This is a genomic window from Pseudomonas sp. ASL4, assembly GCF_056680395.1.
The window spans coordinates 4,903,845-4,923,506 of record NZ_CM155280.1 but is presented as its reverse complement, the minus strand read 5'-3'; the positions used below and the strand labels follow the sequence as shown (position 1 = coordinate 4,923,506).

18 protein-coding genes and 1 pseudogene are annotated in these 19,662 nt (G+C 54.0%); 12 read left to right on the top strand and 7 right to left on the bottom strand.

What is annotated here, in order from left to right:
• Window positions 1-124 precede the first annotated feature (124 nt).
• From AC1MEW_RS22245 to AC1MEW_RS22235, 3 genes are all read left to right on the top strand, one after another.
• Complete coding sequence (locus tag AC1MEW_RS22245) at window positions 125-1,417, top strand: MFS transporter (protein WP_201256850.1); 1,293 nt, start codon at window positions 125-127, stop codon at window positions 1,415-1,417.
• A 13-nt stretch (window positions 1,418-1,430) separates the two neighbouring features.
• A complete protein-coding gene (locus AC1MEW_RS22240; protein WP_480423698.1) occupies window positions 1,431-2,906 on the top strand; it encodes a glycoside hydrolase family 32 protein in 1,476 nt (491 codons plus the stop codon).
• 105 nt (window positions 2,907-3,011) lie between these two features.
• On the top strand, window positions 3,012-4,010 hold the full coding sequence (locus AC1MEW_RS22235) for a LacI family DNA-binding transcriptional regulator (protein WP_201256848.1): 999 nt from the start codon (window positions 3,012-3,014) through the stop codon (window positions 4,008-4,010).
• A gap of 113 nt (window positions 4,011-4,123) precedes the next feature.
• Here AC1MEW_RS22235 and AC1MEW_RS22230 read toward each other — a convergent pair whose 3' ends face one another.
• From AC1MEW_RS22230 to AC1MEW_RS22205, 6 genes are all read right to left on the bottom strand, one after another.
• Window positions 4,124-4,915 carry an ABC transporter ATP-binding protein gene (locus AC1MEW_RS22230; RefSeq protein WP_201256847.1) on the bottom strand — a complete coding sequence of 264 codons (792 nt, stop codon included), beginning with the start codon at window positions 4,913-4,915 and terminating at the stop codon, window positions 4,124-4,126.
• 18 nt (window positions 4,916-4,933) lie between these two features.
• A complete protein-coding gene (locus AC1MEW_RS22225; protein ID WP_201256846.1) occupies window positions 4,934-5,671 on the bottom strand; it encodes an ABC transporter permease in 738 nt (245 codons plus the stop codon).
• 21 nt (window positions 5,672-5,692) lie between these two features.
• Entirely contained in the window at window positions 5,693-6,409 is a 717-nt protein-coding gene (locus tag AC1MEW_RS22220) for an ABC transporter permease (RefSeq protein ID WP_201113906.1), read from the bottom strand.
• A gap of 67 nt (window positions 6,410-6,476) precedes the next feature.
• Window positions 6,477-7,241: a transporter substrate-binding domain-containing protein gene (locus AC1MEW_RS22215; protein WP_201197006.1), complete on the bottom strand. Its 765-nt coding sequence runs from the start codon at window positions 7,239-7,241 to the stop codon at window positions 6,477-6,479.
• Between the two features lie 293 nt (window positions 7,242-7,534).
• Complete coding sequence (gene hutU, locus AC1MEW_RS22210; RefSeq protein WP_201256845.1) at window positions 7,535-9,232, bottom strand: urocanate hydratase; 1,698 nt, start codon at window positions 9,230-9,232, stop codon at window positions 7,535-7,537.
• 478 nt (window positions 9,233-9,710) lie between these two features.
• On the bottom strand, window positions 9,711-11,252 hold the full coding sequence (locus tag AC1MEW_RS22205; RefSeq protein ID WP_201256930.1) for an HAL/PAL/TAL family ammonia-lyase: 1,542 nt from the start codon (window positions 11,250-11,252) through the stop codon (window positions 9,711-9,713).
• Window positions 11,253-11,423: 171 nt separating this feature from the next.
• Here AC1MEW_RS22205 and AC1MEW_RS22200 point away from each other — a divergent pair, with 171 nt between their 5' ends.
• Both AC1MEW_RS22200 and AC1MEW_RS22195 read left to right on the top strand, forming a co-directional pair.
• A complete protein-coding gene (locus AC1MEW_RS22200; RefSeq protein WP_201256931.1) occupies window positions 11,424-12,374 on the top strand; it encodes a LysR substrate-binding domain-containing protein in 951 nt (316 codons plus the stop codon).
• 159 nt (window positions 12,375-12,533) lie between these two features.
• Window positions 12,534-12,767 (top strand): annotated as a pseudogene (locus AC1MEW_RS22195) (carboxymuconolactone decarboxylase family protein); the annotation flags it as partial.
• Between the two features lie 21 nt (window positions 12,768-12,788).
• Here AC1MEW_RS22195 and AC1MEW_RS22190 read toward each other — a convergent pair.
• Window positions 12,789-13,502 (bottom strand): autoinducer binding domain-containing protein, encoded by a 714-nt coding sequence (locus tag AC1MEW_RS22190; protein ID WP_480423697.1) that lies wholly within the window; start codon window positions 13,500-13,502, stop codon window positions 12,789-12,791.
• A 413-nt stretch (window positions 13,503-13,915) separates the two neighbouring features.
• On the opposite strand from AC1MEW_RS22190, the gene AC1MEW_RS22185 reads away from it, so the two are divergent.
• The 7 genes from AC1MEW_RS22185 (at window position 13,916) to AC1MEW_RS22155 (ending at window position 19,652) form a co-directional block, all read left to right on the top strand.
• Entirely contained in the window at window positions 13,916-14,500 is a 585-nt protein-coding gene (locus AC1MEW_RS22185) for an acyl-homoserine-lactone synthase (RefSeq protein WP_480423696.1), read from the top strand.
• A 33-nt stretch (window positions 14,501-14,533) separates the two neighbouring features.
• Window positions 14,534-15,580, top strand: a complete 1,047-nt coding sequence (locus AC1MEW_RS22180) for an N-acetyltransferase family protein (protein WP_480423695.1) — start codon at window positions 14,534-14,536, stop codon at window positions 15,578-15,580.
• A 7-nt stretch (window positions 15,581-15,587) separates the two neighbouring features.
• Entirely contained in the window at window positions 15,588-16,742 is a 1,155-nt protein-coding gene (locus AC1MEW_RS22175) for an aminotransferase class I/II-fold pyridoxal phosphate-dependent enzyme (RefSeq protein ID WP_480423694.1), read from the top strand.
• Between the two features lie 86 nt (window positions 16,743-16,828).
• Window positions 16,829-17,566 (top strand): hypothetical protein, encoded by a 738-nt coding sequence (locus tag AC1MEW_RS22170; RefSeq protein WP_480423693.1) that lies wholly within the window; start codon window positions 16,829-16,831, stop codon window positions 17,564-17,566.
• A gap of 26 nt (window positions 17,567-17,592) precedes the next feature.
• Window positions 17,593-18,135 (top strand): histidine phosphatase family protein, encoded by a 543-nt coding sequence (locus AC1MEW_RS22165; RefSeq protein ID WP_480423692.1) that lies wholly within the window; start codon window positions 17,593-17,595, stop codon window positions 18,133-18,135.
• Window positions 18,136-18,151: 16 nt separating this feature from the next.
• Complete coding sequence (locus tag AC1MEW_RS22160) at window positions 18,152-19,057, top strand: NAD-dependent epimerase/dehydratase family protein (RefSeq protein WP_480423691.1); 906 nt, start codon at window positions 18,152-18,154, stop codon at window positions 19,055-19,057.
• Entirely contained in the window at window positions 19,038-19,652 is a 615-nt protein-coding gene (locus tag AC1MEW_RS22155; RefSeq protein ID WP_480423690.1) for a methyltransferase family protein, read from the top strand. Before AC1MEW_RS22160 ends, AC1MEW_RS22155 begins: the two co-directional genes overlap by 20 nt.
• The last annotated feature ends 10 nt before the right edge of the window (window positions 19,653-19,662 follow it).

Here is a 19,662-nt window from a genome sequence, read left to right as displayed (position 1 = left end):
CGGGATCGTTCAGCGCGATATCTGCGCCCTTTGCATTGCGCTCCACTTGACAGCGAACCGTTTGGGGATGCGTAATGTGGTGCGATGTTAACGTTAACTTAAATAAAAACAAGAGGGTCGTCACATGCAGCTTGCAGTCAAACGTGAGTACTGGCTTATCAGTGGTTTGTTGTTTTTCTTCTTCTTTTCGTGGTCATCCAGCTATTCGCTTTTCTCGATCTGGCTTCATCGAGTCATTGGACTGAATGGCACGGAAACCGGATTTATTTTCGCAGCCAACGCCATTGCGGCACTGCTGATTCAGCCGTTCTATGGCGCTCTTCAAGACCGACTTGGGCTGTCCAAAAAGCTCCTGGTGTGGATTGGCATCCTGCTCTGTGCCGCCGCCCCGTTTGCGATTTATGTATATGCCAGCCTACTGGCGCAGAACGTGGTGTTGGGCGCCGTGGTCGGCGCGGCTTTCCTGGCGCTTGCAATGCTCGCGGGAGTGGGCGTGATCGAGTCGTATACGGAGAGGCTGTCGCGTCATGCGGGATTTGAGTTCGGGACAACCAGAATGTGGGGGTCGCTGGGCTGGGCCAGCGCGACAGGCATTGTCGGCGTGGTCTTCAACATTGACCCGGACATCGCGTTTTACATGAGCAGCACTGCCGGCGTCGTGTTCTTGTTAATCCTGTTTCGACTGGATTTGAGCAGGTTCAACCAACCAAAAGTGCAAACCGGTGAGGAAGCCGCCAAGCCCGTACGCCTGCACGATCTTTGGACATTGCTGACACTGCCGCGTTTCTGGGCATTCAGCTTGTACCTGACTGGTGTGTGTGGGATCTACATGATCTACGAACAGCAGTTTCCGGTGTATTTCTCCTCGTTTTTCCCCACCCCAGAGGAGGGCACCCGAGCCTACGGCTACCTGAATTCATCCCAGGTACTCGTCGAGGCGGTATTGATGCTATTCGCCCCCTGGGTGGTCAGCCGCACGGGCGCTAAATACGGATTGATCCTGGCCGGCAGCATCATGTTCGTGCGTATTCTTGGCTCCGGGCTGGCAACGGAGGCCTGGACCATCGCTGCCTGCAAGATGTTGCACGCTTTGGAAGTGCCAATCCTGCTGGTCTCGATATTCAAATACATTTCGTTCAACTTCGATTCCAGGTTGTCCGCCTCTATCTATCTGGTGGGATTCCAATTCGCCCAGCAATTGACCGCGATGCTGCTGTCGCCGCTCGTGGGCTACGGCTACGACCATATTGGGTTCTCGAGCGTTTACGTGCTGATGGCTGGCCTGGTCGGTGGTTGCCTGCTGCTGTCATGGAACCTGTTGCGCACGGACCCGGTCCGAAAACCCTCCCAAGCAAAGGTTGCCGAATCGCTGGAGCTTCCTGCCATTGCTCAATCTGCCACTCGTTACGAACCCTAGAAAGGACCAAGCCATGCACGCTGCACTGCTGGACGAAGCGCATCGCGCCATCGAAACAAAGCTACCCGAACGCGGCGACGACTATCGCCTCGGTTATCACCTGTCGCCGCCGGTGGGATGGATGAATGACCCCAATGGACTGGTTTTTTTTCGCGGTGAATACCATGTGTTCTACCAGCATCATCCTTACTCTGCGCAGTGGGGGCCGATGTTTTGGGGGCATGCCAAGAGCCGCGACCTGGTGCATTGGGAACATCTGCCCATAGCGCTGGCCCCCAGCGATTCCTATGACCGTGACGGGTGTTTTTCAGGATCGGCGGTGGTCGCGGACGATACGCTTTATCTGATCTACACCGGGCACACCTGGTTGGGAGAACCGGGCGATGACCAGAACATTCACCAGGTCCAATGCCTGGCCAGCAGTACGGATGGCATTACCTTTACCAAGCACGGTCCGGTGATCGAAACACCGCCCGATCCGCAGATCATGCATTTTCGCGACCCAAAAGTCTGGCAGCGAGGCGAGCAGTGGTGGATGGCGCTTGGCGCTCGTCAAGGCGACGACCCGCAACTCCTGCTCTATCGCTCCGAGGACCTGCATCACTGGGAGTATCTGAGCTGTGCCCTGCAAGGTCAGCGAGAGCCGGACGGCTACATGTGGGAATGCCCGGATCTGTTCGAACTGGATAGCTGCGACGTTTTTCTCTATTCGCCGCAAGGCCTGAAGCCCAGTGGCTACGACAACTGGAACAAGTTCCAGAACAGCTATCGAATGGGCCTACTAGACGACACCGGGTGCTTCAGCGAATGCGGTAAGCTGCGCGAACTTGATCACGGTCACGATTTTTATGCCGCGCAGACTCTGCTGGCACCGGACGGGCGCCGCCTGTTGTGGGCGTGGATGGATATGTGGGACAGCCCGATGCCGAGTCAGGCGCAACACTGGTGTGGTGCGCTGTCGTTGCCCCGCGAGCTGAGCCGCGACGGCGAACGGCTGCGCATGCGTCCGGCCCGGGAGTTGGCGGCGCTAAGGACGTCACGACGGATGCTGCAGATCGGAGCAGTCGAATCCCGGAGCCACACACTTGATGTACGTGGTGCCCTGCTAGAGTTTGAGCTTGAACTGGATCTGGCCGGCAGCAACGCTGAGCGCTTTGGCCTGGCGCTGCGCTGCAGCGAAGACCAGCAGGAGCGGACATTGTTGTATTTCGATGCCATGGCCCGCCGACTGGTTCTCGACCGGCAAAACTCGGGAGCGGGCGTGAGCGGTGTTCGCAGCGTCCCGGTGACTGTCGAGCAAACGCGGATAGCCCTGCGGATTTTTCTCGATCGCTCTTCCATTGAAGTGTTCGTCGACGATGGCGCCTATAGCCTTACCAGCCGGATTTATCCACGGCCCGAAAGCCTCCAGGTCAGCGCTTTCGCAGTTAATGGGGTAGGGGTGTTCGGGGAAACTTCTGTCTGGAACCTCGCCGATCTCCAACTCTGAATGCACCTGAAGTGCCATTCATGCAGTCTGCTGCCAGGCATCGTGTTGTCATGCTTTTATCAAGCATGACATGATGCCCGGCCAGACAAGCAAGGGCACCCGCGAATGGCTTCAGTTAAAGATGTCGCACGGCTGGCGGGGGTTTCCTTCATGACCGTTTCCAGGGCACTCAACACTCCGGAAAAGCTGAACCAGGAAACCCTGGCGAAAGTTCGTCAAGCGGTCGAGGCCTTGGGCTATGTCCCCAGCCTTTCTGCTCGCAAGATCCGTGGTGGTCACTCCAGTGGCAAGACCATTGGCGTCTTCGCGCTGGATACCGCGACAACCCCCTTCGCCGTGGAAATGCTCCTTTCAATGGAGCGCACGGCACGAGAAAACGGCTGGAACGTTTTCATCCTCAACGTGTTCGAAGCGCCGCCGAGTCAGCAGGCCATCGACCTGATGCTGTCCCATCAACCCGACGGGATCATTTTCAGCGCCATGCAGTTACGCACCGTGGAGATCCCCCCGGTGCTGCGCAGCCTGCCGCTGGTGCTGAGTAATTGCATGAGTTCAGAACCCGGCGTGGCCTGTTACGTGCCCGACGACGCAGACGGTCAGTATCAGGCCGTGCGACAGGTGCTGAAACGAGGCTACCGGCATCCGTTGTGCATCAACCTGCCGCAAGCCAGCCTGGCCTGGGAGCCGCGCCAGATGGGATTGCGTCGTGCCCTCACAGAGGCCGGGATGTCCGCGGACGATGTTCCTCAATACAACCTGTCGACCGATGACGCCTATCAGGAAACGATTGGAGTACTGGAGAACCAATTGCGGGGATTAAAAGGAAGACCGGCATTCGATCTGCTTATTTGCGGTAACGACCGCATCGCGTTGGTCGCCTATCAATTCTTGCTCGGTCGCGGTTTGCGTATTCCGGCCGAGGTGGCGGTTCTGGGTTACGACAATATGATCGGTGTTGCCGAGTTGTTCTATCCGCCGTTGAGCACTGTGCAACTGCCGTATTACGAGATGGGGCGTCGCGCTGCCCAGTATGTGATTGAAGGCAGGAACGAAACCACGATTCACAGGGTTGAATGCCCGCTGGTTGAGCGTGAGTCCTGTTAACAACGATGTTGCATGGCCCGCACAGTTCAGTAGTCGTCCGAACGCCTTCACTCCTCACCCGATCTGAAACAGACCGACAAAGTGCGCGCCAAGACGCGCACCTTGATCAGTACTTACTCGGCACTTCTGTCGTTATGGCTGGAGACGAATTGCCGAAAGCGTTCGGTGGGCAAACCTTCGAACAGTTCTGCTGGCGTACCCTGGGCGTCGATCAGGCCACCGTGCATGAACACCACCCGATTCGACACGTGCCGGGCAAAGCCCATCTCGTGCGTGACTACTAGCATGGTGCGGCCTTCTTCGGCCAGAGAGCGCATCACCCGCAACACCTCTCCAACGAGTTCAGGGTCAAGTGCCGAGGTCGGCTCGTCGAACAACATGACTTGGGGATTCATCGCCAGTGCGCGCGCTATCGCTACGCGTTGCTGCTGTCCGCCGGACAAGTGCGCGGGGTAATAGTCGCGGCGATCGTACAGGCCGACCTTGTGCAACAGGGCCTCAGCTTCCTCGATACATTCGGCACGGGAGCGCTTGAGAACCCGCATTGGGCCCTCAATGATGTTTTGCAGCACCGTCATGTGCGACCAAAGGTTGAAGCTTTGGAACACCATGCCCAGGCAACTGCGCATGCGTTCAACCTGGCGGCCGTTGCTCGGGGTCTGGCGACCGTCGGCATGCTGCTTCATTTCGATCACTTCACCATTGACGCTAATGATGCCTTGATCCGGCGTTTCCAGAAGGTTAATGCAACGCAGGAAAGTACTTTTACCGGATCCACTGGCGCCGAGGATCGAGATCACGTCGCCCTTGTGGGCTTCCAGGGAAATGCCCTTGAGGACATGTGCGTTGCCGAAGGACTTCTGAATGTTAGTTACCGACAAGGCTGAAGCGGGCTGAGTGCTCATGGCATGCTCCGTATCAAATCAAGAATGGGTAGGCAGCGAAGGGCTGGCTTTTTTGATGGCGTCGACCGGCCGCTCACGCAAGTGCGGCGAGAGGCGATACTCGAGCCAGGCGACAGCACGCACGACCAGGAAATTCAGCACCAGGTAGATCAAGGCCGCGCAAATGAACACTTCCATCGTGCGATAGGTGCGCTGGATGATCTGTTGAGCGACGCCAGTGACGTCCCAGACAGTCACCAGGCTGGCCAGCGCCGTGGACTTGACCAGCAAAATGGCTTCGGTGGAGTAGGCCGGCAGGGCCTGGCGCAAGGTAACCGGCGCAATGATCCGGCGTAGCAGTTCCCAGGGCGACATGCCCACGGCCTTGCCCGCCTCAATCTGCCCCTGTGGCACGCTGAGCAGTCCGCCGCGAATGATTTCGGCGGTATAACCAGCAGTACACAAGGCCAGTGAAGCTACCGCGCAGCCATAGGGCGACCGAAGCAGTACCCAGGCGAAGCTGTCGCGAATGGCCGGGAACTGGCCCAGCCCGTAGTAAATCAGGAACATTTGAATCAGCAGCGGCGTACCGCGAAACAACATGATGTAGAACCGCGCTGGGTAGCTGAAAAACCACCAGCGGCTGACCCGCAGGCTGACAATGCCGACAGACAGGGTCAGGCCGATCACCAATGAGCTGAAAAACAGCGTCAGCGTGGTGGGTAGCGCGGCCAGAAGCTTGAGCATGGTGTCCGCGAGGAACGGAAAATCGATCATAAGTGTCGCTCCCGACTCGAACTAGACTGGGCTGCGCTGACGCGTACGGCGCACGCGAGCTTCAGCCATATGGAAAAGCCGACCGGACAGGCCAGTGAGAATGAGGTACACAGCGCCCCCGATGATGTAGAACGTGAAATATTGACGAGTGGATCCGGCCGCGACCTGACTGGCACGCATCAACTCCACCAAACCGATGACTGAAATCAGCGCTGAGTCTTTCAGGCTCATTTGCCAGACATTGCCCAACCCGGGCAGCGCGAATCGCAGCACCTGGGGGACCAGAATTCGTTTGAAGCGCATCGCGCGGGTCATGCCAATGGCCAGCCCGGCTTCAAGTTCGCCTTTGGACACTGCGAGAAAAGCGCCACGGTAGACTTCAGCCTGATAGGAACCGGAAATCAGCCCGACCGCCAACGCCCCGACCAGAAAGGGCGGCACGTCGATATAGCCTTCACCGCCGAACCAGTGGCCAACCGCGGTCACCACACTGGCTCCACCAAAATAGAACAGGTAGATCACCAGCAACTCGGGGATCCCCCTGAACAGTATCGAGTACAGATCTCCCAGCCAGCGCAAACTGCGCTGGCGGGATAGCTTGGCAGCAGCGACCAGGCTGCCAAATACCGCCCCCACCAGCAGGGCTGCCAGGGTCAATATCACGGTCATGCCCGCTGCCTTGAGCAGCGCCATTCCCCAGCCTGAGTCACCGAAACTGAGTAGCTGCAAGAGGTTCATAGAGGGTCCCACTTATGAAAAGGTTTAAGCAGGCCCGGCAACCATTACGGTGCCGGGCCATTCAGAATCATTGCTTAGGGGTAAGGTCTGCCTTGAACCACTTCTCGCTCAGTGTCTTGATCGTACCGTCAGCCATGGCTTCCTTGAGGGCTGCGTCGAACTTGGCTTTCAGCTCAGGGTCTTTCTGACGGAAGCCCAGCGCTTCGCCTTCACCCCAGATCGGGCCTTTGATGACCGGGCCGGTAAAAACCAGCGGTTTGTTCTCAGGCTTGTCCATGACCGAGTTGAAGAAAGTCACATCATCGAACGATACGTCGATACGGCCGGCAAGCAGATCGAGAATGGCTTCGGCGGAGCTGCCGTACTCACGGATAGTCGCCACATCCTTGAAGTTCTGATCAATGAATGAGGTGTAAATCGTGCCCGAGGCGATACCAATGGTTTTGCCCTTGAGTGCCTTGCGCAGCTCTTCAACGCCGGCGCGTACTTCCTTGGCATCGGAACCCAGCGTAATGGCGGCATCGGCACCGGTTTTACCCGGCAACAGATCGGCTTTGAGCGCGACGAAACTGGCCGGTGTCTGGGCGTAAGGCGTCGAGAAGGCCATGACCTTCTGGCGTTCTTCGTTGATGACAATGGCGTCCATCAGCACGTCGAATTTACCGGCATTGAGGCTGGCGATCATCCCGTCCCAGTTCTGTACGACGATGTTGCACTTGAGCTTCATGCGCGGACAGATGACATCCATCAGCTCCGGTTCGAAGCCGCCGATTTTTCCACCCGGGAGCGTCAGGTTCCAGGGCTCATAGGCGCCCTCTGTTGCAATATTCACCGAGGTCCACTCTTTGGCCTGCAGTGCCGGAGCACAGGCCAGAACCATTGCACTGAGCGCTACAGAACCCAACCAGCTTGATTTCTTCGACATCTTGATACTTCCTGCCTAATCAATGGAGTGTTGCGAACTGATCCGGCTCAGGCCGAATCTCCAATGTCTGTGCGTACAATTATTTTTGTGTACACAAGACAAAACCATAAAAGCCAACCGTCAGTTAAGCCGGTCAATTCGCACCCATAATGGTTTCAGCCTGGACAGCTTCCCCATCTCCATGTGCCCTGACCGACTGATTAACCGGTAATCATCGGCAGGTTCAGGCCTTGTTCCTTGGCGCAGTCGATCGCGATCTGGTAACCCGCATCGGCGTGACGCATAACGCCGGTCGCCGGGTCGTTGTGCAGGACGCGAGCGATACGCTCGGCCGCTTCGTCCGTACCGTCGCAGACAATCACCATGCCCGAGTGCTGGGAGAAGCCCATGCCGACGCCGCCGCCGTGGTGCAGGGAAACCCAGGTCGCGCCGCTCGCGGTGTTCAGCAGGGCGTTGAGCAGTGGCCAGTCGGACACAGCGTCGGAACCGTCTTGCATCGACTCGGTTTCGCGGTTCGGGCTGGCTACCGAACCGGAGTCCAGGTGGTCGCGACCGATGACGATTGGCGCGGACAATTCACCGCTGCGAACCATTTCGTTGAACGCCAGACCGAGCTTGGCGCGCAGGCCCAGGCCAACCCAGCAGATACGTGCCGGCAAACCCTGGAAGCTGATGCGCTCGCGGGCCATGTCCAGCCAGTTGTGCAGGTGAGCGTCGTCCGGGATCAGTTCTTTGACCTTGGCGTCGGTCTTGTAGATGTCTTGCGGATCGCCCGACAGTGCAGCCCAACGGAACGGACCGATGCCGCGGCAGAACAGCGGACGGATGTAAGCCGGGACGAAGCCTGGGAAGTCGAATGCGTTTTCCACGCCTTCTTCTTGTGCCATCTGACGGATGTTGTTGCCGTAGTCGAAAGTCGGTACGCCCATTTTCTGGAAGTCCAACATCGCTTGAACGTGCACCGCCATCGATTGCTTGGCGGCTTTCACCACGGCAGCCGGCTCGGTCTTGGCGCGAGCGCGGTACTCTTCCCAAGTCCAGCCGGCTGGCAGGTAGCCGTTGAGCGGATCGTGGGCGCTGGTCTGGTCGGTGACCATGTCCGGGCGCACGCCGCGCTTGACCAGTTCCGGCAGGATTTCAGCCGCGTTGCCCAGCAGGGCGATGGAAATCGCCTTGCCTTCCTTGGTGTATTTGGCGATGCGGGCCAGCGCGTCGTCGAGGTCGGTGGCTTGTTCATCGACATAACGGCTGTTCAGACGGAAATCGATGCTGACCTGCTGGCATTCGATGTTCAGCGAGCAAGCGCCGGCCAGGGTCGCGGCCAAAGGCTGAGCGCCGCCCATGCCGCCGAGGCCGGCAGTCAGGACCCAACGACCGGCGAGGTTGTCGTTGTAGTGTTGGCGACCGGCTTCGACGAAGGTTTCGTAGGTGCCTTGAACGATGCCCTGGCTGCCGATGTAGATCCAGCTGCCGGCGGTCATCTGGCCGTACATGGCCAGGCCTTTGGCGTCGAGTTCGTTGAAGTGTTCCCAGCTCGCCCAGTGTGGCACCAGGTTGGAGTTGGCGATCAGTACGCGCGGTGCATTGGTGTGGGTCTTGAACACGCCGACCGGCTTGCCGGACTGCACTAGCAGGGTCTCGTCGTCGTTCAGGTTGGTCAGACTTTCAACGATCTTGTCGTAGCATTCCCAGTTACGCGCTGCACGACCGATACCACCGTAAACCACCAGTTCTTTAGGGTTCTCGGCGACAGCAGGGTCGAGGTTGTTCATCAACATGCGCAGCGGCGCTTCAGTCATCCAGCTCTTGGCGGTCAACTTGTTACCGCGGGCAGCGCGGATTTCGACGTCACGCCGCTTTGTAAACGTAGGCGTAGGTTTCTGGGTATTGTCAGTCACGAAAAAGACTCCTCAGCAATCAATCCAAACCAACCCTGGCAGTGGGCAAACAGTGGACGATGGTCGAGTCTCCGTGACTCATACTCATACGTCTTTACTTGTACATACAAGCATATGCAATCAAGCGGCCAACTTGTTGGTGTGGCGTTCAATAAAACTCGGGTTTTTGCTGAAACGCCCTTGATACAAGGGTTTGCCGGGAGGCGTTTTTTTTTCTGAGGTTTTTTGCGGCGGGGGGCGATTGTTACTTGAGCCTGGAATTGCGCCACTCTGGGGCGCTCGGTGACAGTTTGGGAGAATTTAGTGCGCGTTGGGAAACAGTTGGAGCCCATGAGTGTGTGGCGAGGAGGGAGGGTGCGCGGCACTGCAAAGCCCGGATTCGGTTCCAGGCTCGGCCCCAAGGCAATCCTTCAGTCGTCGAGAAGCCGCGAAACGCATCCTCTTGACGGCCAAAGGACAGCCCTGGAGTACAACCGTTTTACTTCAGGGTTTTCTGCACCGTGGCCAGGATTTCACCACTGCGTACCTGTTCGGTAACACTCACCATGTCCAAATAGAATGCACGATCATTGTCGGCGACCGGCACTCGGCTACGCACCAGATCATAAACGGCCTTGGTGACACTGGAAGCCTTGTGCACATCATGGAAGTCCAAGGCTTGGCAGCCCACCAGCAGTTCAATCGCCAGCACCGACTCAAGTTTTTCGGAAACCTTGTAAGCCTTGATGACGGCGTTATAGGCGAGGCTGACCAGATCCTCCTGGTTGCCGCAGGTCGAGAAACTGTCAACAGAAGAAGGGAACGACAGCGTCTTCATTTCCGCATACAGGCCAGCGGCCGTGTATTGAAGGATCATGTACCCGCTGTTAAGGCCCGGGTTGCGTACCAGGAAGGCCGGCATTTCACTGAAGTGCGAGTTGACCATGCGGTCGATACGGCGCTCGGAAATCTTCGCCAGGCTGGCCAGCGCCACGCACAACGAATCCGCTGACATGCCGATGTAGGTGCCGTCGAAGTTGGCGCCTGAGATGGCAATGCCGTCGCCGTCATCAAGCGGGTAGATGACCGGGTTGTCGCCCGAGGAGTGAATTTCGTTTTCGATATTTTCCCGGGCGTGATCAATGAATTTTTTCGAAGCACCATGCACCTGGGGAATGGCGCGCAGGCTGTAGGCGTCCTGAAGTCGGTAATCGATGTTTTCGGCGACCAGTTGGCTATCGTGCAGCATTGCTTTTATATGCTTGGCAGTTTGCGCCTGTTCTTTGTGTGCCTTGACCGAATGATAGCGAGGGTCGAATGCGCGAATCGTGCCCTTTAACGCTTCAAGCGAAAGCGCCGCGGCGACATCGGCAACGGAGGCTGTCTGCATGGCGTTGTAGAGCGCCAGAATAGCGATAGCTGTAACTGACGTGGTGCCATTGAGCATGGCTAATCCTTCTTTGCACTGCAGGTCTGTCGGTTGCAGGCCGACCTGTTCAAGTGCAGTGGCGCCATCCACCCATTCGCCGCCGTTGACCCTGGCTTTGCCTTCGCCCAGCAGTACCAATGCCAGGTGCCCCTCGACTGCCAAATAGCCCACCGAGCCCTCGCCTGGCGCAAACGGCACCACTTCGTTGTTGAGCAGGCTGGCAATCAGCTCCAACAACTCCAGGCGCACCCCCGAAAAACCTTTGCCAAGACTGATCAGAATCATCAACTGGATAGCACGAACCTGTTCACGCTTGAGCGGCTCTCCCACTGCGACAGCGTGGGAGCGCACGATGTTGACCTGAAGCTCCTTGGCATTCTGCGGCGAAATCACGTGCCGAACGTTATCGCCGAACCCTGTGGTCACTCCATAGACCAAGCGATTCTCTTCGAGGAAACGCTCAACCAAACCACGGGATTTTTTCACGCGGTTCTTGTAGGTCTCGGAAAACGACACCTTGGCTGAATAACGGGAAACAGCTACGAACTCTTCGATGGAAGGTTCTCTATCACCGAGGACGACCTGAGTGATCTGCTGAGGATGAGCTTTCATTGCGAACTCCCAAAAAACCAAATGATTGAGGGTGCCGGGCCGACTGAGCTGTCAGCCCGATTGAGTGCGCAAGAAGACTAAAACGATTTAATAATTAAGAAAATATGGTAATTTCTGTCAGTTTTATTAGAAAAACTAAACATAAAATACTTTCGAGACCTTCGCATCGCCATGAGCCGCTTACCGCCCTTACGAGCCCTCCAAATATTCGAAACCGTTGGTCACTGCGGCGGTATATCCCAAGCCGCAAAGCGATTGAACATCTCTGTGGGCGCGGTGAGTCAGCAGATGAAGTTGCTTGATGAGGCGCTGGGCATGAGCTTGACGGTCAAGGAGGGACAGCGCTTGCGACTGAATGCCATTGGCCAGCGTTTTCATGCGCGGTGTTCTATCGCGTTTGAAGAATTGAGAGCCGCCGTTTCCGAAGTAGAGCGTTCGAAAAACCCCAACAATTTGTATGTCAGTGGCCTGCCTTCGCTCATGACCAAGTGGCTGGCGCCGCTCACTTACGAATGGCGGCACGAGGATGGTGATCTCGACATCTATCTCGATGGCACGCTGGCAGATACTTCGGAGGAGGAAAACGCAGATTTTCGTATCGGCTATGGCGAACCTGGCCAATATGCCGGGCATAGCGTTGTGCTGTTTCGCGATTGTGTGGTGCCGGCATGTTCACCGACGCTTTTAGGCCATCCGGGCAATGTGGAACACGCCGGTGACCTGCTCCAATACCCACTTATCCGTATCGATTCGCGGCCGAAATTTGACTCACCCCCCTCATGGGCCGAATGGTTTGAACTGGAGGGCGCTGCCGTCGAGCAGACGATTGCCATACGTCGTAGCTTTTCTTCGTCCAGCATGGCTATTCAAGCCGCCATCGATCACCAGGGAATAGTGCTGGCGCAGTTTTCGATGATTGCCCGTGACATCGATGAAGGGCGCTTGATCATTCCTTGGCAGCGAGCCATGCCGCTGCCCTCGCCGTATTACCTGAGTTGGCACCCGAATACTTTGCAGAAAGCGCAATGCCGGGCATTTCAACGCTGGCTGATTGGCCGAGGGAGAGCACAAGAGAACATTACCGACGCCTTGATAGCGGCACAGCCCGCTGGCAAAAAGTGATTCGCAACCACAGGGTGCTAGCGGGTTTCGAGCTTTGACAATCAGGGCCGATTGCACACTGGGCCAACACGCGTGAGCGCAACGGCATAAGTCAGCACGTTTGATTATTGGACAGGGAAAGTTCACCCGGTCGATGCTGGGGATCATCTTGAATAGGGAGTGTTTGCCGACCCGGCAACCGCCGGCACCACCGATCGGGAAAAGGCCATCGTGCAGTTCGCCATTGACCTGACCCTGGAGCCGGCGTCGCTGAGCGCCCGTCACATCCTCACGCTTCGCGATCAAGGGCTGGACGATGCACAGGTTTTGGATCTGATCCACGCGATCTCGATTTTCGCCTGGGCCAATCGACTGATGTTGAATCTGGGGGCGCCGGTGTTTAACTCTCCATAACACCATCACGCGGTTTTTTGCTTAGAACAGCAAACCCATCAAGGACGCTTTGACCGCTGCTTCGGCTTTGTTCGAAGCTTGAAGTTTGCGCATGGAATTGACCAAATGAAATTTCACAGTCCGCGTGTCGATATTTAGAATAATGCTGATTTCGACATAGGTTTTTCCAATGGCCGTCCACTTCAAGGTTTCTTTTTCGCGTGCGGTCAGTGGCCTATACATTCCAGGTATGCTTTTTTCGGAAAAAAAACGCGTCATGGACTCATGCACTAACTGGGTCAGCCAAATTAACTTGGTTTCTTTATTTTCCAGTTCTGTCGGTGAAATATATTCACTGGAACGGGAAACGGAGAGTAAGCCAATGCTGTTGAATCCGCGTTGCGAAGAAAGACACCAGCCATGATTGAGGTTGTAATGTCGCGCTTCTTCCCAGAATTTCAGACTTTGACTTTGTTGTTCAGCAGACCAAGTCATGGGGATGGAGCGTGTTAGCCCATGTTCAACGGTGGGGTCTTGGGAGAAATAATTTTCGGCTACATATCTTTTTTCCCAAGGGGCGGGATAGTTTGAAAGTAGAAAATATTGCGGGGATGTTAACGGCAAGTGGGTTTTTAGTCCGTAGGAACAGAACTCGAACCCCAAGTTGGAAGTTATTTTAATCAGTTCATTGAATAATTCATTTTCTGAGCAGCAGCCAGAAACTAACTCAATGAAGTCTTCGCGCCATTCTTTCACCAATATTACCTTCCGTGGTCAGCGCCCTTAGTGAGAAGGGCGGCGGCTATTATACAGAATTGGAGCGCGGCAGGGAGGTAGCCCTGATTTGTATCGGTTTTGATGTAGGCATTGGCAACACCACGTTCGGTAAGGGCTGTAGCCCAGATGACTCTCCTGCAAGGGCGCAGTAGTGCGCTATATTTTTTAGTACTGAAGTACTAGAAAGTCTGTATTTTTAAGTTTCGGAATTTTTGTCCTCGCCACGGGGATGACAGACTTTTCAATTCGTCCAGCTAAAAAATTAATCATTACCGAGCGATCGGTGTTGCTCGTTATTGGATGTTGATTTAATTAACCTGCCCATTTGGGCAGCTACTAACACAGCATTCGATTTGTTGTACTGGTTAAATAATATTTGCTGAGTGACTGTCATGCTAGCTGCGGTAACAGGGACTGTTAGTGATCTATTGCCTGGGATGGCTTTTGCGCTCGCTAAATATAGATATCAGGTGTTCGTTAAAGAGTTAGGGTGGCCGTTGCATTGTGAGGAAGGGATGGAGTTAGATGCTTTCGATCGCCCTGATACGGTGTATGTGCTGGCCTGTGATAATGAACGCGAAATATTTGGTTGTGCCCGGTTAATTCCCACTAATCGTCCATACCTGTTGAGGGATGTTTTCCCTCACTTAATGGGCGGGAGTCCGCCGCCGTTCTCTGAGGGTATATGGGAACTCTCTCGGTTCGCCATCAGCCAACCGAAAGGTCAGGTGTTGAGTGCTGAGCAAGCCTGGAAAAACACGGTGAGGTTAGTGAAGGAAGTGATTGACGTTGCACGCTCAAAGGGTGCGTTTCGATTGATCGCGTTTAGTGCGGTAGGGAATGAGCGTCTGCTAAAACGGATGGGAGTCAATACACTCCGAATTTCGCCACCGCAGCTTATCGATAACAAAAGTATCGTTCCCTTCTGGATCGAAATCGATGACAAAACCACCAGCGCTTTGTGTCTGGCCGCCTAGAAACCGTTCAGCAAATGATGGTCGAGAATACCGATGAGTAGAGTCATAGGCCTGGCGGCATGCGATTGGTATGCCCTGGAATGTTTGGATAAGCGTGTTTCGGTAGTGGGCCGCACCCAAGAGCAACTTGAGCAGCGAGTAACGGCTGCCTGCGAATACTCCGCAACTGAGCATAATTTACCGGTAGCCTGGAAGGATGAGCGTGGCGAGATCGTTGCTTTTTGCATCGTGCATTTCGACAAACAGTTCACGGTCAACGGGCTTGGCAATGCGTACTTTTCAACGCTGATAGCACTACCAGTGGCGAGTGTCTTGCAACAACTGATGCGCAGTTCGGTTGAGTATATAAACAGTACGCGGTTGCTACCTCGACAGGTGTCTGACTTGGTTGGCCCAATTCACAGTTCATTTTTGATTGAGCGAGGGCTGCGCACCTTTGAGTCTGATTTCAATGTGTTTTCCTTGCCATCAAATACGATTGAATTGACTGATGCCTTGGTACAAGCAGGATTGCGAAAGGAAAAAGACCTGGTTGAAATTGTCTTTCAACCGCCTGCCCAAGGCTATCAACAGCATGCGCTGGAAGAAAAACTCACTCAGCGGTTGACGGGTATTGAGTTTCATCACTATGGGCAAGATGAACTGGTCGCCAAAAGCCAATTGCTAGCCGATTGTTATAATCAATCCTGGGAGCGAAACTGGGGGTACAGTCCAGCATCCAAAGAGCAGTTTGAAATTGCTTCGCGCAATATTAAAAGCATATCGGCGCTGATTGCCGAGCATGACGCTAAAGTTGTTGGCTTTACGATGTTCGCTCCCGCCATGAATGAGCAGGGGTTGTACGGTCGCGCTTTTTTTACGGGCGTCGCGCCTGAGTATCAACGAAAAGGATTGTCGATAGCGCTGACCTTAAAGTTAGCTGCTATCGCGTTGAATAAGGTCGGTCGTAGCAAAATCAGCCTGTCCTGGATGCTGGAGGATAACGTCATGGTTCTTCGAACGATGCGCCATCTCACCAGGGACGGTATTTGCAATGAAAGAGCCTATCGCATTTATAGATATACCGCGCCGGTAGAATGAGAGCCTTATGCGTATTGATGACGTTGCATTAAAATCGAAAGAGTTGGGTTTTTACACATATTTTCCTAAAGTCCGTTCAGCCTGTGGTCGGGACATGACGCTCGCTGATGGTCGGAAAATGTTGAACTTTGCATCGTGCGATTATTTAGGGCTTTCAAATCACGAGCGCATGAAGGAATCAGCGATTACTGCCATTCGGGAATACGGTTCAAACATCGGCGGCCCGATGATTTTCAGTGGTTTTACCGAATACCACGAGCGTCTGCAAAATGGCTTTAGCGAATTGTATGCAGGACGTACATCGCTCATGTTTACTACCTCTTATCAGGCGAATTTTGGTGTTATCCCATTGGCCGCCGAGCGTGCTGACCTGATTTTGTTGGACAAGTTGTCACATGTGTCGATCTGGGACGGCGTGAAATTGTCGGGCTGTCCATTCAGGGCCTACAGTCATGCCAATGTCGAAATGCTCGAGCAATTAGTTCGACTGAATCAAGACAAGAAAATTTTAATCATTACCGACGGGGTTTTCTCGGCAGACGGTGATGTCGCTGATCTCAGAAAAATCGCCCGGTTGAAACAGATCCATCCGAGCCTCGAAATCTACATCGATGATGCTCACGGTGTCGGTATGTTGGGTGGCTCCGGCCAAGGGGCTTGCGAATCGGCTGGAGTGGTCTCGGAGATCGATTACATCGTCGGCACCATGAGCAAAGCCTTTGGCTCATCCGGTGGGTTTGTTGTATTCAAGGATGAGGCGTTCGCTGAAAGAGTCCGGTTCCGCTGTCCCACCTACAACGCTTCCCGATCGGTTTCACCGGGTGTCGCTTCAGCTTCATGTACGGCACTGGAGATCAACGCCACGGAAGGCGCTGCGCGTCGGCTTCAACTTGCTGAACTCACTCGTTATACACATGAGCAAATAGACTCACTTGGCGTTGATAAGCTCTATTCGAAGACTGCCGTGATCCCGGTGATATTCAAAGATCCGATGGAGGCCGCCCGGGTCAATGCCGAGTTGGTTGGCAAAGGGATCATGGGTTCACTGTTCGTGCCGCCCTTTGTGCCGAATCATCAATCCAGGATCAGATTGTGTCTGACGTACAACCACACCATTGCCGACGTGGATTACTGTGTTGATGCATTGCGAAAAATTATTTAAGCAGCTTGTATTTATCCGCTAGTCGTAACGGTGCGGTGCGGTGCAGGCCTGCCTATTATTTAAGATATCGATGAAGTGGTAATAAAATGGTCCAGGTCGGTTCGGCTCTGTTAGGTATTGTTCTTTTCTATTTTATGCTATGCAAGGGTTTGGGGCTGTTGGTCATCAATAAAGGAGTGCGGGTCAACTATACGAGGAAGGTGGGGCATTTTGCGATGTTCCTGCTACCCAGCCTTTTTTTCGCTTTATTCAACATTCAAAGTACTCATGAGCGGTTACTGCTATCTGTGGTGTCCACCGCTATTCTGTTCTTGGCTATGTGCGGCTGGGCGCGTCGCCGTTATTTGCTTGCTCAACATATGTTTGCGAGTATCGATCGGCCCGAAGACTCGCCGCATACACTTTCCTGGTTGGTGAGCCAAACCGTGGCGGGGTTGCTGGTATTGTGGGTGACGCAATATGTCTGGTTGGCAGCCGGTGTTCCGATTGAGTTGATCTATATCACTATTTTAGCCACCACTTTCGGTGATGGTTTGGCAGAACCTGTCGGCATCCGATTTGGAAAGCATGAATACGTCGCCAAAGGGTTTTTTGTCGATAAGAAATTCAAGAGAACCCTGGAGGGATCTGCAACCGTATTCGTGATGTCGATGTTGTTTTGTGTACTGTTTAAAGATTATTTTGAGTGGCGTCAGTTTGTATTGCTGTGTGCTATTTTTCCTCTTGCCCTTACCCTGACGGAAGCAAAGTCCCCTCACACGTGGGATACACCGTTTCTGTTTATTGTCGGTAATGCGATTGTAACGGGGGTCTATTTACTGTGATTTATTTAATACGTCACGCTTCACCGTTGGTCAATTACGAGCGCTGCAACTCCGCCTCGGCCAAAGTGCTTCTGGATGAATATAACCAGACCTCAACTATCGATGAGGATGAAATAAAAGGGTTCTTGAATCGGTCGGACTTGTCGCAGCCACTGTTAACGTCCGAAGCCAATGTCATTTCCTCACCTGTCAACAGAGCCTATGCAACGGCGTGCAGGCTGTTTGAGGTTGCGCGTATTCAACAGGATAGCCGATTACAAGAGTACGACCTGCGGTTAAGCGCCATTCCCTTCCTGAAAATGGGGTTAAGGCAATGGTTCGCTGTGCACAGAATTCTGTGGTTGCTAGGGGTTTCGCTGGGAGCTGTTTCCCGAAAAGCAGAATACCTTCGGGCTGTAGGTGTCGCCGAGGAGCTTTACAAGTCCAGCGCCGAGGCAGGGAAAACGATGATTGTCATATCCCACGGTATGTTCCTTAGAACCGTCAGGAAAACACTGCAAAAACAGGGCATGCAGGCCCGCACAATTTATCGCTCAGGGTGTTTCACGGTTGAGTCTTTAACACCATGAAAGGGATTGCGCACACGTGAAGAAGTTACTGCTTTTAGGGGCCAGTGGTTTTATTGGACGGGGCGTCTACGAGGCCCTGAGTCAGGAGAAGGATATCCAGGTCATCCGCCATTCACGCATGCCGCAGGCTGGTTATGATGTTTGCGAAATCGGTTCCACGGAATTTATCGAGTTAGTTAACGACAGTGACTTTATTGTCAACTGTACGGGGATCGGGCTTAGTCGCTTGGGGGCGGGCACCGACAGTAACAAGGTACTCACGGAGCAGATACTGGCGTCGATTCAAGCTGGTGCCGCTGACAAGAAGCATTTTTTTCATTTAAGCAGCGTCAAAGCGCATAACCCTGAAAAAAGACTGGATGCTTACGCCGACGATAAGTGGGCGGCCGAGCAAGCTATCCAATTAAATAGCCACAAAGTGCAAGGCGTGATTTTGCGGGTGCCGACAGTACTGGGTCGTCACGACAAAAACCTGTTGCCGATGATTTCACTGTGCAAATTGAAACTGCTGCCATTGGTGATAGATGAACTCCCGGCACTGCATGTCATTGGCGTGGATAGTATTGCGAAGTGCATTATCCAATGGTTGGCGCGCCGCCCTGACCAGGCACTGCAGACGTATTACCTACTCAGCGATGACACGGTGACCTATAACGATCTGGTAGGCGAAGTGTACGGCAGGCTCCAAACGGTTGAGGGCATTGCCAGGCTGCGAAGAGTAAAAGTACGCTCCCTGTTCAGGATTTACAAAGTACTGTCTTTTATGGACACCTTCAGGCGCCAGAGAAAATTATTTCCATGGGCTCGCTTCAACGATCTTTTCATCTATCCGTGGCATATCGAAAAGGGTGTGAGCGTGATCATGACTCCGACGAAATTATCGGTATTGGTAGGAGGATATTTTGAAAACATTCAGAGTTGATGTCGCCGCCAGTTTGCTGATGCCGCTATTGTGTTCTTCTGTGGTGCTGCTTTATTGCAGCGGTGTTGCGTTACTTCAGCCGATCATCATGGCAAGTGTTTTGCTGTTTGCAGAATTTTATTTCCTACAGGAGACCGACAGCGAAAGCACTTTTGATAAAGGTATCAAAAGTGGGTTTTTGGTGTCGTGTGCAATATCGATTGTCATGTTGTTGCAGTTGTTGATACGCAGTGATGTCTTATTTCAAATGATGGGCTCATTTATCATCTTGTGTGGCATCGGTCTGCGGGCTCATGGAAAAATCATACTGGGTCGGCATTTTTCGCACTCACTGCGCTTGTTGACCGATCATGAGTTGGTTAAGGCCGGTGCCTTCAGGTACATCAGGCATCCGGCGTATTTAGGAACACTTCTTGTGGTCACGGGTTTTGCTTTCTACACCAGTCTTTATGCTGCGTTGATTGTCTTCTCTGTCGCACTGTTGTTGATTCTTAAACGAGTCCATGGCGAAGAGAAAATGCTGGTTGGTTATTTTGGTGCGGACTACACGCAGTACCAACTCGATAGCTTCAAAGTAATTCCTTTTATCATCTGATACCGTCATT

What these genes read in the sequence shown, in the direction of transcription:
- AC1MEW_RS22245 (WP_201256850.1), top strand. Translation starts at nt 125, where the DNA reads ATGCAGCTTGCAGTCAAACGTGAGTACTGGCTTATCAGTGGTTTGTTG.
- AC1MEW_RS22240 (WP_480423698.1), top strand. Translation starts at nt 1,431, where the DNA reads ATGCACGCTGCACTGCTGGACGAAGCGCATCGCGCCATCGAAACAAAG.
- AC1MEW_RS22235 (WP_201256848.1), top strand. Translation starts at nt 3,012, where the DNA reads ATGGCTTCAGTTAAAGATGTCGCACGGCTGGCGGGGGTTTCCTTCATG.
- AC1MEW_RS22230 (WP_201256847.1), bottom strand. Translation starts at nt 4,915, where the DNA reads ATGAGCACTCAGCCCGCTTCAGCCTTGTCGGTAACTAACATTCAGAAG.
- AC1MEW_RS22225 (WP_201256846.1), bottom strand. Translation starts at nt 5,671, where the DNA reads ATGATCGATTTTCCGTTCCTCGCGGACACCATGCTCAAGCTTCTGGCC.
- AC1MEW_RS22220 (WP_201113906.1), bottom strand. Translation starts at nt 6,409, where the DNA reads ATGAACCTCTTGCAGCTACTCAGTTTCGGTGACTCAGGCTGGGGAATG.
- AC1MEW_RS22205 (WP_201256930.1), bottom strand. Translation starts at nt 11,252, where the DNA reads ATGAAAGCTCATCCTCAGCAGATCACTCAGGTCGTCCTCGGTGATAGA.
- AC1MEW_RS22200 (WP_201256931.1), top strand. Translation starts at nt 11,424, where the DNA reads ATGAGCCGCTTACCGCCCTTACGAGCCCTCCAAATATTCGAAACCGTT.
- AC1MEW_RS22185 (WP_480423696.1), top strand. Translation starts at nt 13,916, where the DNA reads ATGCTAGCTGCGGTAACAGGGACTGTTAGTGATCTATTGCCTGGGATG.
- AC1MEW_RS22180 (WP_480423695.1), top strand. Translation starts at nt 14,534, where the DNA reads ATGAGTAGAGTCATAGGCCTGGCGGCATGCGATTGGTATGCCCTGGAA.
- AC1MEW_RS22175 (WP_480423694.1), top strand. Translation starts at nt 15,588, where the DNA reads ATGCGTATTGATGACGTTGCATTAAAATCGAAAGAGTTGGGTTTTTAC.
- AC1MEW_RS22170 (WP_480423693.1), top strand. Translation starts at nt 16,829, where the DNA reads ATGGTCCAGGTCGGTTCGGCTCTGTTAGGTATTGTTCTTTTCTATTTT.